Origin of the sequence: Tabrizicola sp. TH137 (genome assembly GCF_002855575.1) — a bacterium.
Classification (GTDB): Bacteria; Pseudomonadota; Alphaproteobacteria; order Rhodobacterales; family Rhodobacteraceae; genus Paragemmobacter.
In genome coordinates, this window is record NZ_PKRQ01000009.1 from 25,823 (window position 1) to 40,207 (window position 14,385).

Below are 14,385 nucleotides of genomic sequence, written 5' to 3' on the forward strand. Positions count from 1 at the left end.
CATGCCTGAACTTCCTCGCTTTCAGATGTTCATCGACAACAGGTTTACGGACGCGATCTCCGGGCGCTGGTTTCCAACGGATGATCCCGCGCGCGGCAAGCCTTGGGCCGAGGTTGCGGCTGGCGGGGCTGACGATGTCGATCGCGCCGTGGTGTCTGCTCACCGCGCCTTTGTTGATCCCGCGTGGTCGCGCATGTCTGCCTCTGATCGCGGCGTCCTGCTCAACCGACTTGCGGACCTGATCGCAGGCAAATCAGCAGCCCTTGCTGAGGCAGAAACGCGGGACAATGGAAAGCTGCTGGCTGAGATGCGGGGACAGATGGCCTACATGCCTCGCTGGTATCGTTACTATGCAGGCCTTGCCGACAAGATCGAGGGCTCTGTGCTGCCGTCAGACAAACCTGACATGATGGCATACACGCGGCTGGAACCGTTGGGCGTGGTGGCCGCCATCGTGCCATGGAATTCACCGCTTCTACTGACCGCCTGGAAACTTGCGCCCGCCTTGGCTGCGGGCAACACAGTCGTCATCAAGCCGTCCGAGTTCACTTCGACCTCGATCACCCCGTTTCTCGAACTGGTCCGTGAGGCAGGGTTCCCGCCGGGCGTGGTAAACGCCGTAACTGGAACTGGTGCAGAAGTCGGCGCTGCACTGGTGGAACATCCACTCGTCAGGGCTGTCGCCTTCACCGGCGGCGAGGCTGCCGGTATGGCAATAGGCGCTGTCACGGGGCGCAGGTTCATTCCGACGACGCTCGAACTAGGCGGGAAGAGTGCGAACATTGTCTTCGAGGATGCAGACGTGCACCGGGCTGCGAATGGAATCGTCGGTGGAATCTTCGCTGCGTCGGGCCAAACCTGCGTGGCAGGATCACGTCTAGTCGTCCATCGATCCATCGCTGCAGAAGTTGTGGATCGCGTCTTGATGATCGCAAAGGCTGCAAGGATTGGCGACCCCATGGACTTGTCAACCCAAGTTGGGCCGGTGACAACCGAGCAGCAACTCGGCAAGATTCTGCGTCACATTGATGACGCAAAACGTGCCGGTGCAGAGGTGCTGCTTGGCGGCGGGCGTGCCGTGGGTGGCATATGTGAAGACGGCTGGTTCGTGCAGCCAACAATATTCGCTGGTGTCGATCCCGGAATGCGACTTGCACGCGAGGAAGTTTTCGGTCCGGTCCTGGCGGTGATGCTGTTTGACACCGAAGAAGAGGCCCTGTCTCTTGCGAACGCCACGGACTACGGTTTGGCCGCAGGTGTCTGGACACGAGATCTTAACCGGGCACATCGAATGGCGGGTGCGTTGCAGGCGGGGTCCATTTGGGTTAACACATACCGCACGTCTGGCCCGATGGCTCCCTTTGGCGGATACAAGAAGTCGGGTATCGGCCGAGAGGGTGGACAGCTCGCGATCCAACAGTTCTTGCAGCAGAAAGCTGTTTGGATCGATATGGGTTCAGAGGGCCCCCCCCCATTTGTAATGAAGCTCTAGGTCCACTCGTCGTGCCCGGGCCCTGCCTAGGGTTACGGAGAGGAGCGATGCGATGACGCTTAAACAACTCGAGGCCTTCTATTGGTCTGCAATACTGGGTAGCTTTGCGTTAGCCGCTGAGCGCCTCTTCATGACTCAATCGGCGCTTTCCAAGCGGATACAAGAGTTGGAGTTGGAAATCGGTATTCCGCTCTTTGATCGCACCGGACCGCGGGCACGCATTACTGAGGCGGGACAGAACATTTTGGGCCGGGTAGAAAACCTCCTTGCCCTACGCGACGAAATTGTTCTCGCCGCACGTGGCCCTATTGGGCTTCAAGGGACCTGCCGATTCGGAATAAGCGAATTGATGGCTATGCAGTTCCTGCCCAAGATTGTTGCTGCGGCGCGGGCGGCCTTTCCAGATGTGATTGTTGAGCCTCGCGTTGCCGTCACGCGTGAGCTTCTAGACGATGTGGAAAAGGGAGAAACCGAGTTTGCGCTGGCGCCAGGGACTTCAGAAAACCCCGATGTCCTGAGTCGACCAATCGTGTCCATCCCCCTTTGCTGGGTAGCCGCACCGGATCTAGTCAAGGGCAAGACCAGCATAACCTCAGCAGAATTACAGGCCTATCCCATTATTTCAATGTCAGCGCAGGCAGGCAGCAGCCTTGTCCTGCAAAGCTTCAGCGCTCAGCACGATCTGAGGTTTCGCAGGATACTCGCTTCAAACAGCCCTGAAGCTGTCGCATCCGTCACAATGGCTGGGCTTGGCATTGCACTGTTGGCTGAGCCATTCGTCAAACGTTTTATCGATACAGGGCAGCTGCTACGGATAGATATCGAGGACCAACCGGCAGTATCGGAGCTGCAATACTCGATCCACTGGCGAGCCGATAACAAGCGTGTTCTAGCCAAAAAGATTCGCGAACTCGCATATGAGATATGCACCCGCCCATTATCTTGAATTGGGCATCTACTACGGCTAATCAAGAGATACATGGATAAGTGGTAAGCGCCTACCTGCTCTCTGAGTCTGTAAACGACAATTACGCGTTCTTTGGCGATGCCTCGATCATCCCGGCCTTCTTCGGCAAGCCGGTCCTGGGAGCAAGTCAGTGTCACTCCGCAGTGTGGAAGCTTTATGCTGGGCCTGCGCGTCGCTTGCTCCTAATACGGCATCCTGCTGGTGGCTGATCAGGTCATCACCGTCTTTGGCCCAACCGGCATCTGCTCGGGGTTGGGCGATTGGGGCGTCAAGCCTGACTTGCCGGTCTTGATCAATGCGATCACCAACGGCCATCTGCCTTTGGGGTCGTCATGGTCGCGGACGGCGTGGCAGGGGTGTTCGAGAAGAATACTTGCGGCAAGAATGGCATCTGGTCTTTTGCACCTATTCCGGCCATTCGGTTGGAGCGCAGCAGAGGCTGTCTGCATGAAGGAGACCGAGCTTCAGCAGGTAGCGACGAATGCCGGAACGCGTGGGGCGTAGTACTTTGCCGGTTTGCCGGGTTGCACGACCTGATGGCGCACCATCACGTTAACGGTGATATCCGATGCGGCCACGGGCCGTTGTGGGCGCTGAAGCTGGTGTCGGACCGTGCTACCAAGGCAACGATCAACAGCAAGACCATGAGTAAGGTGCATCATGCGACCTATCAGGCGTATGTGATGATCCGGATTTCGAGCGACAACGGTATCCTGTCTCCGCCAGTAGGCTTCAGCAAGGCGAATATTGCGAAGATCCTGTCGGTACTGGAGGCGGGCTTTTCGGCAATCTGACACTGATGAACCGTTGACATGGCAATGCCCGCTTCCCGAAGAAGCGGGCATTGGCTTCTTGAGCCGGGTCACCCAGCGCGATGTGCGCCGGTGGTTGCGGCAAGTTCGATGGCCTGACGCAGGGTGGCAAGGTCACCGACATGGTTGGCTAGGATCAGGATCAGCCGTGCATTCATGCGGTTGGCCTGCTCATCGCTCATCGCGCGCTGACTTTCGACTATGAATTCGTAAAATCCGTCCGGGTCTGCGATGTTGGGGCAGAGATTCAGGCTCATCAATAGGTTCCTTTCGCGCTGCATGCCCGGGCGATGGCCGCGCGAACCGATGCCGGGTCGAAAGACCGCCAGCGCGCAGCGACATGCTGATCGGGGCGGATCAGATAGCAGCTTCCGGGCCGGCCATCGAAGCGGGCCGCCACGAGCCCCTCTGCATCCGTCAGATCCTGGCCAACCACCAGCGGCTGCGCCGTGACGCCGTTCCAGTCCACCGCCTTGGCAGGACCGAAGGATAGCAAAGTAAAACCCGCGCCCAACTGACGCAAAAGCCAGTCCGGCGTTCCGTTCACCGTTACCGGCGCATCGGAACATACGGTGCCGGGCGTCATTCGACCCTCCCAGGTCTCCGAATCGGGTGTGTTGAGCGCGCTTTGGGTATAGGGGGTCGGAGCGGACAGGCGGCCCGAGTTAACCAGAGGCTTGGCGAAATAGGTCACTTCGGCCAGGTCCAGTACCGCATCGCGGAACCTCCGCGACGCGGCACTTTTCGGGGTGATGAAATCGGTCGAACGGGTCGAGTTCAGCAGGTTGTCATCGGCCGCAAAAGCGCGTTCCTCGTGATAGCTATCAATCAGGTCGATTGGCGCCTTGCCCTCAATCACCAGCGCAAGTTTCCAAGTCAGATTGTCGATATCCTGTACGCCGGTGTTTGCACCACGCGCCCCAAAAGGACTGACCTGATGGGCTGCGTCGCCGGCAAACAATACGCGGCCATGGCGGAACTGCCCAATCCGGCGGCACGCGAACTGATAGACGGAGGCCCATTCCAGCTCGAACTCCACATCGTCGCCCAGCATCGCTTTGACACGGGGAATCACCTTTTCGGGCTTCTTCTCTTCGTCAGGGTCGCTGTCCCAGCCCAGCTGGAAATCCAGTCGCCAGACATCGTCGGCCTGTTTGTGCAGCAGCGCTGATTGGTTGCGGTGGAAGGGCGGGTCGAACCAAAACCAGCGTTCGGTCGGGAAATCGGCTTTCATCACGATATCGGCGATCAGGAACCGGTCTTGGAAGAACTGTCCTGTGAATTCGGCGCCCACCATTTTGCGGGTGTCGGAGTTGGCGCCATCGCAGGCGATGACCCAATCGGCCTCCGTGGTGAAGATGCCGTCGGGAGTTTCGACCGTGAGGATGGCGTGGTCTTCTTCCTGGCGCAGGCTGATAAGCTTGTGCTTCCAGCGCAGGTCGATTCTGGGGTTGGCAGCGATGGTCTCAACCATCCATTCCTCCAGGTAGTATTGCTGGAGGTTGATGAAGGCAGGACATTTGTGGCCGTCTTCCGGCAGCAAATCGAACTGATAGACTTGGCGGTCGCCGAAGAAGACCTTGCCGAGTTTCCAGCTTATTCCCTTGTCGATGAAACGGTCGGCAAGGCCCAGACGGTCCCAGATTTCCAGCGGCCGTTTGGCATAGCAGACGGCACGGCTGCCGATCGAGACAGTGTTGTTGTCGTCAAGGACAACGCAGGACAGACCGCGCGACGCCAGATCAAGCGCTGCTGTAAGACCGACCGGGCCTGCCCCGATGATCACCACCGGATGGCGCTGGGTCCGTCCCTCGGCCTGCTCGGCCGAGGGACGATAGGCAAATTCCGGGTATTTGTAGGTTTGGAACATCAAAGAACCTCCACGCCTTCCTTGGACAGTTCCTTGGCATGCAGCCAAGCGGCGTGCTGGGGTGCGCGCTTAGTGCGGCTCCATTCTTCGAGCATGTCCCATTTCACCGAATCAAGGCGCTTCAGCAGCGCCTCTTCGCGTGGATCAGGGCAGGCGAGTTCGATACGGTGCCCATTGGGATCGAAGAAATAGATCGAGTGGAAAATCGAATGATCGGTGACGCCCAGAACCGGTACGCCGTTCGCTTCGAGATGTTCCTTGAAAGCGACGAGGGTTTCGCGGTCCTTCACCTTGAAAGCGATATGCTGCACCCAGATGGGGGTGTTGGGATCGCGGCCCATTTCGGGCTTTGTCGGTAGTTCAAAGAACGCCAGGACGTTGCCATTCCCGGCATCCAGGAAGAGGTGCATGTAGGGATCAGGTTCGTGTGTCGAGGGAACTTGGTCCTCGGCGATGGCCAGAACGAAATCCATGTTCAGCATCTTGGTGTAGAATTCCACCGTCTGCTTTGCGTCCTTGCAGCGATAGGCGACGTGATGGATTTGGTCGAGCTTCAGTGTTGGCGATGTCATGCTCAGGGCCTCCCTTATAGTTGCATTCGCAACCAATATTCGATTCGCGAGGCTATCGACTTGATCTGGATCAAGCCGTTGCATGTGCAACCAATGCTAGGTCAGGAGTATGGAGGGCGCTAGATGCTCGAGGAATTCTTCCCTTACCGTCTGGCGATCACGGCCTCGGCCTTCTCGCGGCTTCTGGTTGATGTCTATCAGCGTAGGTTCGGTCTTGGCCGGGACGAGTGGCGCCTGTTGTACCTGCTGGCCAATGTCGAAATGGAATCATCGCTCGACTTGGGCCGAAACACCTCTCTCGACAAGGTGCAGGTCAGCCGCGCCGCCGACCGGCTGCTAAAGAAGGGTCTGATCGAACGGGCGACTTCGAGCGCGGACCGCCGCCTCTGGCTTTACGCCTGTACGCCCCAGGGGCGCGCAATGTTTGACGAAGTCCGCACCCTGGTGGAGAAGCGCTCAGAAGCAGTGATGCAGCATATGACCAAGCAGGAGCGCGAGGCGCTTGAGCGTGGCATTACGGCCCTTAGGGCCGCTACTGACCGTATTGCCGGATCGTTGTGAACCGATCTACGATTGAGAAGAACTGGGGGATAATGCCATCAAGCGGCGCAGAAGCGCCTGCAATTGCCCCGCCTGATCACTTCCCAGCATGTCGCGCAACTGCCGGTCAAAACTGACGGCCATACTGCCCAGTTCGGCAAAGACGCCGAGGCCCTTTTCGGTCAGGGATAGCACTTCTGCGCGGCGGTCTCTCTCGCTGGGGGAACGGTGCAGCATCCCGGTGGTCTCCAAGGCGGCGACAGCGCGGCTGACCTTGGTCTTTTCGATGTGGCCGATCGCGCAGATATCCCGAGCGGTCATGGCACCAAACTTTCCCAGATTTGCCAGCACTCGCCACTGTGTCCGGGTGAAGCCGTATCGATCCCGGTATTCCTTCTCGAAACTATGCGAAGTTGCCTCCGCTGCCTGATTCAGCAGATATGGCAGGAACTGCTCAAGATCAAAGTCGTTCGTCACGTCGTTCATATTCGCCATATGGCCATTGCTGCATGCTGCCGCACTATGCACAGCTACGCGGTGCAAGTCATCCCGCGGGCTTGACCCGATCAGGGTGTGCCATCTGAAAGGGCAACAGTTCCTCCAGCACAGCAAATATCGCGGAAACCCGAGGAAATGCCGACAGATCCACAGCCCAGCGATGCGCGTTGTAGATCTGTGGGACAAGGCAGATATCCGCTAGCGTTACCGAATCGCCATAGCAGAACTGACCGGCAGGATTGCGATGTAGCAGGCCTTCGAGCCCATTCAGGCCCAAGGTGATGAAGTGCTGCATCCAGCCCTCCATCGTGGCTCCGAGGCTGACAGCGTGACGGGCAACGCGGAGGTTGCAGACGGGGTGCAAGTCTACCGCCACAGCGTAAGCGAGCGCCCGCACCACCGCTCGCCCGGCGGGGTCCGCTGGCAGCCAGCCCGCCCTGCGAGTGTCGTTCAGATATTCTAAGATGGCCAGCGACTGGGTCATCCGCAGCCCGTCGATCTCAATCGTAGGTACTAGGCCCTGCGGGTTACGTACAAGATTCTCGGGGCCGATTTGATCACCCGCGAGAAGATCGACCGACACCGTACGATAGGGCAAATGAAGTAGATTCAGTGCGATCCGCACCCGATAAGCTGCGGACGAGCGCCAGTAGTCGAAAAGGACCGTTTCTTCCATGGCTAACTCCGAGTGGTTTCATCTGCAACTTTATCTTGACTTAGTTGCGTACGCAACTATTAGTGCGACTCAAAGGCTCGGTTCCGTCGTCAAGTTCGAGCCCGCGCAAGGAGGATCCCATGACCAGCCACAGCCTACCGGAGGGCATGATCCGTGCGGTGACCCATTCGGGAACGCAGACGGCGTATATGCCCGGTTTCGGCAATGATTTCGAAACCGAGGCACTGCCGGGTGCCCTGCCGCAGGGGCAGAACAGCCCGCAGAAATGCGCCTATGGCCTTTATGCCGAACAGCTTTCGGGATCGGCCTTCACCAAGCCGCATCCCGAACGGACCTGGTGCTACCGCATCCGGCCATCTGTGAAGCACACCACGCGGTTCGAAAAGATCGACGTTCCCCTGTGGAAGTCCGCGCCGCATGTCCTGCCGGATGTCATCAGCCTCGGCCAATACCGCTGGGACCCCATCCCCCACGCGCAGGACGACCTGACCTGGATCACGGGGATGCGGACCGTCACCACGGCAGGGGATGTGAACACCCAGACGGGGATGGCGTCGCACATCTACCTTGTGACGAAGTCGATGCAGGACGAGTATTTCTACTCGGCCGATGGCGAGATCCTCGTCGTCCCGCAGGAAGGGCGGCTCAGGTTCTGCACCGAGCTTGGCATCATCGACCTCGAACCCAAGGAAATCGCGATCCTGCCGCGCGGGCTGGTATACCGCGTCGAGGTTCTGGAAGGCCCCGCCCGCGGCTTCGTCTGCGAAAACTACGGCGTGCCCTTCACCCTGCCGAACCGTGGCCCCATCGGTGCCAACTGCATGGCCAATCCGCGCGATTTCAAGACGCCTGTCGCGGCCTTTGAGGATCGTGAAACCCCCTCCTCCGTCGTGATGAAATGGTGCGGGCAGTTCCACCGCACGCGAATCGGGCATAGCCCGCTGGACGTCGTCGCATGGCACGGAAACTACGCGCCGTGGAAATATGACCTGCGGACCTATTCCCCCGTCGGCGCGATCCTCTTCGACCATCCAGACCCGTCGATCTTCACAGTCCTGACCGCGCCGAGCGGGCTGGAAGGGACGGCCAACATCGACTTCGTCCTGTTCCGCGAACGCTGGCTGGTGGCGGAACATTCCTTCCGCCCGCCGTGGTACCACAAGAACGTCATGTCCGAACTGATGGGCAACATCTACGGCGTCTACGATGCGAAACCCAAGGGCTTCGTTCCCGGTGGCATGAGCTTGCACAACTGCATGCTCCCGCACGGGCCCGACCGGAACGCCTTCGAAGGTGCGTCGAACGGCGAGCTAAAGCCCGAGAAGCTGGACGAGACGATGAGCTTCATGTTCGAGACTCGCTTTCCCCAGCACCTGACGGAATGGGCGGCGAAGTCGGCCCCCATGCAGGACGATTACATCGATTGCTGGGGCAGCCTCGACAAGAAGTTCGACGGCACACCCGGCGTGAAGTGACGGAGTCGGGGGGCGGCCCCCAACACCTTCGGAAATCTGCAAACAAATGAAGGACGCCAGATGGGCCTAATCCGGTCTTGGGTGGAAAGCGCCAACGGGGAGGACTGCCCCTTTCCCCTGAACAACCTACCCTGCGGCGTGTTCTCGGTCAGCGATGACGAGCCGCGCTGCGGTGTGGCAATCGGGGATTGCGTCCTAGATGTCGCGAGGCTGGAGGAGGCGGGGCTGCTGGCCCTGCCTGGCAAGCCGCTTCTCGACGTGCCCTTCTGGAACGAGGTGATGGGGGCGGGCCCCGCCGTCTGGGCCGCCCTGCGCGACCGGCTGACCGCGCTGCTTGCCGAAGGAGCGCCCGACCGGGCGGCGGCGGAGCCGTTCCTGCATCCGCTGGTGGATGTGTCGCTGCACATGCCCTTCCTAGTCAGCGAATACACCGACTTCTACGCGGGCCGAAACCATGCCTTCAACGTGGGCACCATGTTCCGCGGGCCGGAAAACGCCCTGCCGCCGAACTGGCTGCACATCCCAATCGGCTATAACGGGCGGGCGTCCTCGGTCGTCGTGTCCGGCACCGACGTGCGCCGCCCGTGGGGACAGGTTAAGGGGCCGGACCATGCCGTTCCATCCTTCCAACCCTCGCGCCGTTTCGATATCGAGCTCGAGATGGGCGCAGTGGTCGGCACCCCGTCCATAGGGCCGGTGACGGTGGCCGAGGCCGACGACATGATCTTCGGCTACGTCCTACTGAACGACTGGTCGGCGCGCGACATCCAGGCCTGGGAATACCAACCGCTCGGGCCCTTTCAGGCGAAGGCCACGGCGACGACGATCAGCCCGTGGATCGTGATGAAGGCTGCGCTCGAACCCTTCCGCACAGCCACCCCCGCGCGCGAGGTGCCACTTCTCCCCTATCTGAACGAACCGCGCCCGATGCTCTACGACATCGCGCTGGAGGTGGCCTTGCAGCCCGAAGGCGGGGCCGAGACCATCATCGCCCGGACCAATTACGCCGAAATGTACTACTCGGCCCCCCAGCAGCTTGCGCATCACACCACCAGTGGCTGCGCGATGAACACAGGTGACCTCCTCGGGTCGGGCACGATCTCCGGCCCGACGAAGGAGAGCCGAGGCAGCCTTCTGGAACTGTCATGGGGCGGCAAGGAGCCCATCGCCATCTCAGGTGGCACACGGACCTTCATCGAAGACAACGACACCCTCACCCTGCGCGGGCAGTGCAAGGGTGACGGATATACCATCGGCTTCGGCGACTGTACGGGGAAAGTCATCCCCGCCCTTGCCGACCCCTACGCACGATAAGGAAACTGGGACATGGCAAAGGCTTTCGCCTCGCAAGGCGACATGGCGGAAAAGACGATCAGCTTCACCGAAATCGGCGAGGGGCTTTACGCCTTTACCGCCGAGGGCGATCCCAACAGTGGCGTCATCATCGGCGATGACTCGGTCATGGTGGTCGAGGCGCAGGCGACCCCCCGTCTGGCGCAAAAGGTCATCGACTGCATCCGTCAGGTCACCGACAAGCCTATCAGCCATGTCGTGCTGACCCATTACCACGCCGTCCGCGTGCTGGGTGCCTCGGCCTTCGCCGCGCCGCAGGTCATCATGTCGGAAGCCGCGCGCAACATGGTGGTCGAACGCGGGCAAGAGGATTGGGACAGCGAATTCCAGCGCTTTCCGCGTCTGTTCCAAGGGCATGAAAGCATTCCCGGCCTGACCTGGCCCACCACCACCTTCAACGGCAAGATGACCGTCTGGCTGGGCAAGCGGCGGGTGGACATCTGCCAACTGGGCCGCGCCCATACGGCTGGGGATGCGGTGATCCATGTGCCCGACCAGAATGTCATGTTCACCGGCGACATCGTCGAGGCCCATTCCGCCTGCTACTGCGGCGACGGCCATTTCGCCGACTGGGGCAACACGCTGGAGGCGATCCGGGCCTATGACCTTGACGCCATCGCGCCCGGTCGGGGGGACGCGGTCTTGGGGCGGGCTGCGGTCAATGCCGCGCTCGACCGGACGAAGGACTTTGTCGAGTCGACCTACAAGCCCGTGGCGCGGATCGTCGCGCGGGGTGGGTCGCTGCGCGAGGCGTGGGATGCCGTCCGCGCCGAGTGTGACCCGAAGTTCAAGGACTACGCGATCTACGAACACTGCCTGCCCTTCAACGTGGCCCGCGCCTATGACGAGGCGCGCGGCATCCACCACCCTCGCATCTGGACCGCCCAACGCGATCTAGAGATGTGGGCGGCGCTTCAGGGCTGACGGCAGCGACAAGGGAGGATGCAATGAAGTACGACGTTCCGGAGCGCTACACGCTGGCGTTCCGACTCTACCCTTATGCCAAGTCCCCCGATCAGGACGCGGCCACGCCCGCCCGTCACAAGGCGATCGTGGTGGGCGGGGGGCCGGTGGGATTGGCCATCGCGCTGGACCTTGGAAAGCGGGGTGTTCCGGTCGTCCTGCTGGACGATCACGAAGGCGCAGGGCTGGGCAGCCGCGCCCTGTGCTTTGCAAAGCGGACCCTGGAAATCTGCGACCGTCTGGGGGCCGCCGCGCCCATGCTGGCCAAGGGCGTGCAATGGAACCTTGGCAAGGTCTTTCACGATGATCGCCTCCTCTACGAATTCAACCTCCTGCCCGAAGGCGGTCACGCCTTCCCCGCCTTCATCAACCTGCAACAGCCGTGGTTCGAAAAGTTCCTGCATGACGCCATCGTCGCCGCGCAGGCCCAAGGCGCGCCGATCGAACTGCGGGGCAAGAACCGCGTCGATGCGGTGATCCCGGCCGAAGACCACGTGACGGTAGAGGTGATGACACCGGACGGTCCCTACCGGCTGGAGGCAGACTGGCTGATCGCCTGCGACGGGGCACGCAGCCCACTGCGCACCATGATGGGCCTTGGCTTCGACGGACGGGTGTTCGAGGACAACTTCCTGATCGCCGACGTGAAGATGAAGGCCGACTTCCCGACAGAACGCTGGTTCTGGTTCGAGCCGCATTTCAAATCGGGCGACTCGGCGCTTCTGCACAAGCAGCCGGACGACATCTGGCGCATCGACTTCCAGCTTGGCTGGAACATCGACCGCGCGAAAGAGATGGAACCCGCCCGCATCCGCGCCCGTGTTGATGCGATGCTGGGGCCGGATGTGGAATACGAACTGGACTGGTCTTCCATTTACACCTTCCAGTGCCGCCGGATGGAGAAGTTCCGCCACGGCCGCGTTCTTTTTGCCGGTGATGCCGCGCATCAGGTGTCCCCCTTTGGCGCAAGAGGCGCGAATTCCGGCATACAGGACGTGGACAATCTGGCGTGGAAGCTGGCGTTGGTGTTGGACGGGACCGCGCCCGAAAGCCTGCTGGACAGCTATGATGCCGAACGGGTCTACGGGGCAGACGAGAACATCCTGAACTCCACCCGTGCGACCGACTTCATCACGCCGAAAACAGGCGTGTCCAAGATGTTCCGCAACGCCGTGCTCCAACTGGCCGAGACGGTGCCCTTTGCCCGGACGGTGGTGAATTCGGGGCGGCTGTCGATGCCCTGCACTTATGACGGATCGGCGCTGAACGGGCCGGACCATCCCGACATGCCAGCACGCACAAGGCCGGGGTCGCCCTGCCCAGATGCGCCCCTTGGCGACGGCTGGCTGCTGGCGCGGCTCGGGCGGGGTTTCACGCTGCTGGCAATCGGCGCCGAGGTGCCCGACCGACTGATCGCGCATGGCCTGGCCGTGCCGCGACTGCTGCTTGAACCGACTCCAGAAATCACCTCCCGCTATTTGGGCGGGGCGAAGGGCGCCGTCTACCTGATCCGTCCTGACCAGCACGTCGCGGCGCGATGGGACCGTTTCGACGATACCGAGGTGGCCGCGGCAATGACCCGTGCCATCGGAAAGGGCTGAGGCCATGCTTATCACGACCCCTAACCTGACCAAACCGGACGAATCCTATGCACGGCTGATCGCCACGCATGACGGGCTGGACGAGGCGGAAAGCCACGCCCTGAACGCGCGGCTGATCCTGATCCTGATGAACCACATCGGAAACGACGCCGTGCTGGCCGAGGCGATGGACCTTGCCCGCAACCCCAAGAAAGGTGCGGCATGAAGAAGGTGTGTGCGGATGCCGACAGCGCACTGTCGGGTCTCTTGTTCGACGGGATGACCATCGCCTCGGGGGGCTTCGGCCTGTGCGGCATTCCGGAACTGCTGATCGCGGCGATACGGCGGGCGGGGACGAAGGACCTGACGGTCGCGTCGAACAACGCGGGCGTGGATGGTTTCGGCCTTGGTGTGCTGCTGGAAAGCCGTCAGGTGAAGAAGATGATCTCGTCCTATGTCGGCGAGAATGCCGAATTCATGCGTCAGTACCTGTCGGGCGAGCTTGAGCTGGAATTCAACCCGCAAGGGACGCTCGCCGAACGCATGCGCGCGGGCGGCGCGGGCATCCCCGGCTTCTACACCCGCACGGGCGTGGGAACGGTGATTGCCGAGGGGAACGAACACAAGGATTTCGACGGCAAGACCTATATCCTTGAACGCGCCATCGTGGCCGACCTGTCGATCGTCAAGGCCTGGAAAGCCGATCCTTCGGGCAACCTCGTCTTCCGCAAGACGGCCCGCAACTTCAACCCGCCCGCCGCGACCTGCGGCAAGGTCTGCGTCGTCGAGGTGGAAGAGATCGTGCCGCTGGGATCGCTGGACCCTGACCACATCCACCTGCCGGGGATCTATGTCCACCGGATCATCCAAGGGCAGCATGAAAAGCGTATCGAACAGCGCACCGTGCGGAAGAAGGAGGCTGTCTGATGCCGTGGGATCGTAACCAGATGGCCGCCCGCGCCGCGCAGGAATTGCAGGACGGTTGGTATGTGAACCTTGGCATCGGCATCCCGACCTTGGTGGCGAACTACATCCCCGAGGGCGTCAGCGTGACCCTGCAATCGGAAAACGGGATGCTGGGCATGGGCCCCTTCCCGTTCGAGGGCGAAGAAGACGCCGACCTGATCAACGCAGGCAAGCAGACGATCACCGAACTGCCGCAGACGGCCTTCTTCGACAGCGCCCAATCCTTCGCCATGATCCGTGGCGGCAAGATCGCCATGGCCATCCTCGGCGCGATGGAGGTGGCCGAGAATGGCGACCTCGCGAACTGGATGATCCCCGGAAAGCTGGTCAAGGGCATGGGCGGGGCGATGGACCTTGTCGCCGGTGTGGGCCGCGTGGTGGTGGTGATGGACCACACCAGCAAGCACGGGGAATCGAAGGTCCTGAAGCGCTGCACCCTGCCCCTGACGGGCCAAGGCGTGGTGAACCGCATCATCACCAATCTGGGCGTGTTGGACGTGGTGCCGGGCGGGCTGAAGATCGTCGAACTTGCCGATGGTGTGACGGAGGCCGGACTGCGCGCGGCGACAGAGGCCACGCTCGTAAACTAGGCCCAAATGGGCCATTGCGCGCCGGGCGTTC

16 protein-coding genes are annotated in these 14,385 nt (G+C 61.2%); 11 read left to right on the forward strand and 5 right to left on the reverse strand.

Translation table 11 applies throughout. The features are described 5' to 3' along the window. Positions 1-25: 25 nt before the first annotated feature. The 3 genes from C0V75_RS20480 to C0V75_RS23090 all read left to right on the forward strand — a co-directional run bounded on the left by C0V75_RS20480 (position 26) and on the right by C0V75_RS23090 (position 3,253). Positions 26-1,492, forward strand: a complete 1,467-nt coding sequence (locus tag C0V75_RS20480) for an aldehyde dehydrogenase (protein ID WP_216821488.1) — start codon at positions 26-28, stop codon at positions 1,490-1,492. Positions 1,493-1,544: 52 nt separating this feature from the next. After that, positions 1,545-2,438 carry a LysR family transcriptional regulator gene (locus tag C0V75_RS20485; protein WP_101922849.1) on the forward strand — a complete coding sequence of 298 codons (894 nt, stop codon included), beginning with the start codon at positions 1,545-1,547 and terminating at the stop codon, positions 2,436-2,438. 353 nt (positions 2,439-2,791) lie between these two features. Continuing rightward, positions 2,792-3,253 (forward strand): hypothetical protein, encoded by a 462-nt coding sequence (locus tag C0V75_RS23090; protein WP_158241904.1) that lies wholly within the window; start codon positions 2,792-2,794, stop codon positions 3,251-3,253. A gap of 68 nt (positions 3,254-3,321) precedes the next feature. Here C0V75_RS23090 and C0V75_RS20495 read toward each other — a convergent pair whose 3' ends face one another. From C0V75_RS20495 to C0V75_RS20505, 3 genes are read right to left on the reverse strand one after another with little or no spacing between them, the layout of a single operon-like run. Next, positions 3,322-3,528 carry a DUF2783 domain-containing protein gene (locus C0V75_RS20495; protein ID WP_101922851.1) on the reverse strand — a complete coding sequence of 69 codons (207 nt, stop codon included), beginning with the start codon at positions 3,526-3,528 and terminating at the stop codon, positions 3,322-3,324. Further along, positions 3,528-5,141: an FAD-dependent oxidoreductase gene (locus tag C0V75_RS20500; protein ID WP_101922852.1), complete on the reverse strand. Its 1,614-nt coding sequence runs from the start codon at positions 5,139-5,141 to the stop codon at positions 3,528-3,530. Before C0V75_RS20500 ends, C0V75_RS20495 begins: the two co-directional genes overlap by 1 nt. Further along, positions 5,141-5,698, reverse strand: coding sequence for a VOC family protein (locus C0V75_RS20505; protein ID WP_101922895.1), 558 nt, complete (start codon positions 5,696-5,698; stop codon positions 5,141-5,143). The genes C0V75_RS20500 and C0V75_RS20505 overlap by 1 nt, the downstream gene beginning before the upstream one ends. A gap of 138 nt (positions 5,699-5,836) precedes the next feature. Between C0V75_RS20505 and C0V75_RS20510 the strand changes: the two genes are divergently transcribed. Next, positions 5,837-6,274, forward strand: coding sequence for a MarR family winged helix-turn-helix transcriptional regulator (locus C0V75_RS20510; protein WP_101922853.1), 438 nt, complete (start codon positions 5,837-5,839; stop codon positions 6,272-6,274). Between the two features lie 6 nt (positions 6,275-6,280). Here C0V75_RS20510 and C0V75_RS20515 read toward each other — a convergent pair whose 3' ends face one another. Next, the gene (locus C0V75_RS20515; protein WP_101922896.1) at positions 6,281-6,739 is read right to left on the reverse strand and encodes a MarR family winged helix-turn-helix transcriptional regulator; all 459 of its coding nucleotides are present in this window, start codon (positions 6,737-6,739) and stop codon (positions 6,281-6,283) included. 58 nt (positions 6,740-6,797) lie between these two features. Next, positions 6,798-7,427, reverse strand: a complete 630-nt coding sequence (maiA, locus tag C0V75_RS20520; RefSeq protein WP_101922854.1) for a maleylacetoacetate isomerase — start codon at positions 7,425-7,427, stop codon at positions 6,798-6,800. A gap of 119 nt (positions 7,428-7,546) precedes the next feature. On the opposite strand from maiA, the gene hmgA reads away from it, so the two are divergent. Genes hmgA through C0V75_RS20555 form a run of 7 tightly spaced genes read left to right on the forward strand, consistent with a single transcriptional unit; the run spans position 7,547 to position 14,354 of the window. Further along, complete coding sequence (gene hmgA / locus C0V75_RS20525) at positions 7,547-8,902, forward strand: homogentisate 1,2-dioxygenase (RefSeq protein WP_101922855.1); 1,356 nt, start codon at positions 7,547-7,549, stop codon at positions 8,900-8,902. Positions 8,903-8,962: 60 nt separating this feature from the next. Beyond that, entirely contained in the window at positions 8,963-10,216 is a 1,254-nt protein-coding gene (gene fahA / locus C0V75_RS20530) for a fumarylacetoacetase (protein WP_101922856.1), read from the forward strand. A gap of 12 nt (positions 10,217-10,228) precedes the next feature. Next, a complete protein-coding gene (locus C0V75_RS20535; RefSeq protein WP_101922857.1) occupies positions 10,229-11,179 on the forward strand; it encodes an MBL fold metallo-hydrolase in 951 nt (316 codons plus the stop codon). A gap of 23 nt (positions 11,180-11,202) precedes the next feature. Further along, entirely contained in the window at positions 11,203-12,819 is a 1,617-nt protein-coding gene (locus C0V75_RS20540; protein WP_101922858.1) for an FAD-dependent oxidoreductase, read from the forward strand. A 4-nt stretch (positions 12,820-12,823) separates the two neighbouring features. Beyond that, the gene (locus C0V75_RS20545; protein ID WP_101922859.1) at positions 12,824-13,024 is read left to right on the forward strand and encodes a DUF2783 domain-containing protein; all 201 of its coding nucleotides are present in this window, start codon (positions 12,824-12,826) and stop codon (positions 13,022-13,024) included. Further along, positions 13,021-13,725: a CoA transferase subunit A gene (locus tag C0V75_RS20550; protein ID WP_101922860.1), complete on the forward strand. Its 705-nt coding sequence runs from the start codon at positions 13,021-13,023 to the stop codon at positions 13,723-13,725. Before C0V75_RS20545 ends, C0V75_RS20550 begins: the two co-directional genes overlap by 4 nt. Continuing rightward, complete coding sequence (locus C0V75_RS20555; RefSeq protein WP_101922861.1) at positions 13,725-14,354, forward strand: 3-oxoacid CoA-transferase subunit B; 630 nt, start codon at positions 13,725-13,727, stop codon at positions 14,352-14,354. The genes C0V75_RS20550 and C0V75_RS20555 overlap by 1 nt, the downstream gene beginning before the upstream one ends. Positions 14,355-14,385 lie beyond the last annotated feature (31 nt).

Coding starts and splice junctions, on each gene's coding strand:
- fahA (WP_101922856.1), top strand. CDS start 8,963: ATGGGCCTAATCCGGTCTTGGGTGGAAAGCGCCAACGGGGAGGACTGC.
- C0V75_RS20555 (WP_101922861.1), top strand. CDS start 13,725: ATGCCGTGGGATCGTAACCAGATGGCCGCCCGCGCCGCGCAGGAATTG.
- hmgA (WP_101922855.1), top strand. CDS start 7,547: ATGACCAGCCACAGCCTACCGGAGGGCATGATCCGTGCGGTGACCCAT.
- C0V75_RS20485 (WP_101922849.1), top strand. CDS start 1,545: ATGACGCTTAAACAACTCGAGGCCTTCTATTGGTCTGCAATACTGGGT.
- C0V75_RS20480 (WP_216821488.1), top strand. CDS start 26: ATGTTCATCGACAACAGGTTTACGGACGCGATCTCCGGGCGCTGGTTT.
- C0V75_RS20515 (WP_101922896.1), bottom strand. CDS start 6,739: ATGAACGACGTGACGAACGACTTTGATCTTGAGCAGTTCCTGCCATAT.
- C0V75_RS20495 (WP_101922851.1), bottom strand. CDS start 3,528: ATGAGCCTGAATCTCTGCCCCAACATCGCAGACCCGGACGGATTTTAC.
- C0V75_RS20500 (WP_101922852.1), bottom strand. CDS start 5,141: ATGTTCCAAACCTACAAATACCCGGAATTTGCCTATCGTCCCTCGGCC.
- C0V75_RS20535 (WP_101922857.1), top strand. CDS start 10,229: ATGGCAAAGGCTTTCGCCTCGCAAGGCGACATGGCGGAAAAGACGATC.
- C0V75_RS23090 (WP_158241904.1), top strand. CDS start 2,792: ATGGTCGCGGACGGCGTGGCAGGGGTGTTCGAGAAGAATACTTGCGGC.
- C0V75_RS20550 (WP_101922860.1), top strand. CDS start 13,021: ATGAAGAAGGTGTGTGCGGATGCCGACAGCGCACTGTCGGGTCTCTTG.
- C0V75_RS20545 (WP_101922859.1), top strand. CDS start 12,824: ATGCTTATCACGACCCCTAACCTGACCAAACCGGACGAATCCTATGCA.
- C0V75_RS20540 (WP_101922858.1), top strand. CDS start 11,203: ATGAAGTACGACGTTCCGGAGCGCTACACGCTGGCGTTCCGACTCTAC.
- C0V75_RS20510 (WP_101922853.1), top strand. CDS start 5,837: ATGCTCGAGGAATTCTTCCCTTACCGTCTGGCGATCACGGCCTCGGCC.
- maiA (WP_101922854.1), bottom strand. CDS start 7,427: ATGGAAGAAACGGTCCTTTTCGACTACTGGCGCTCGTCCGCAGCTTAT.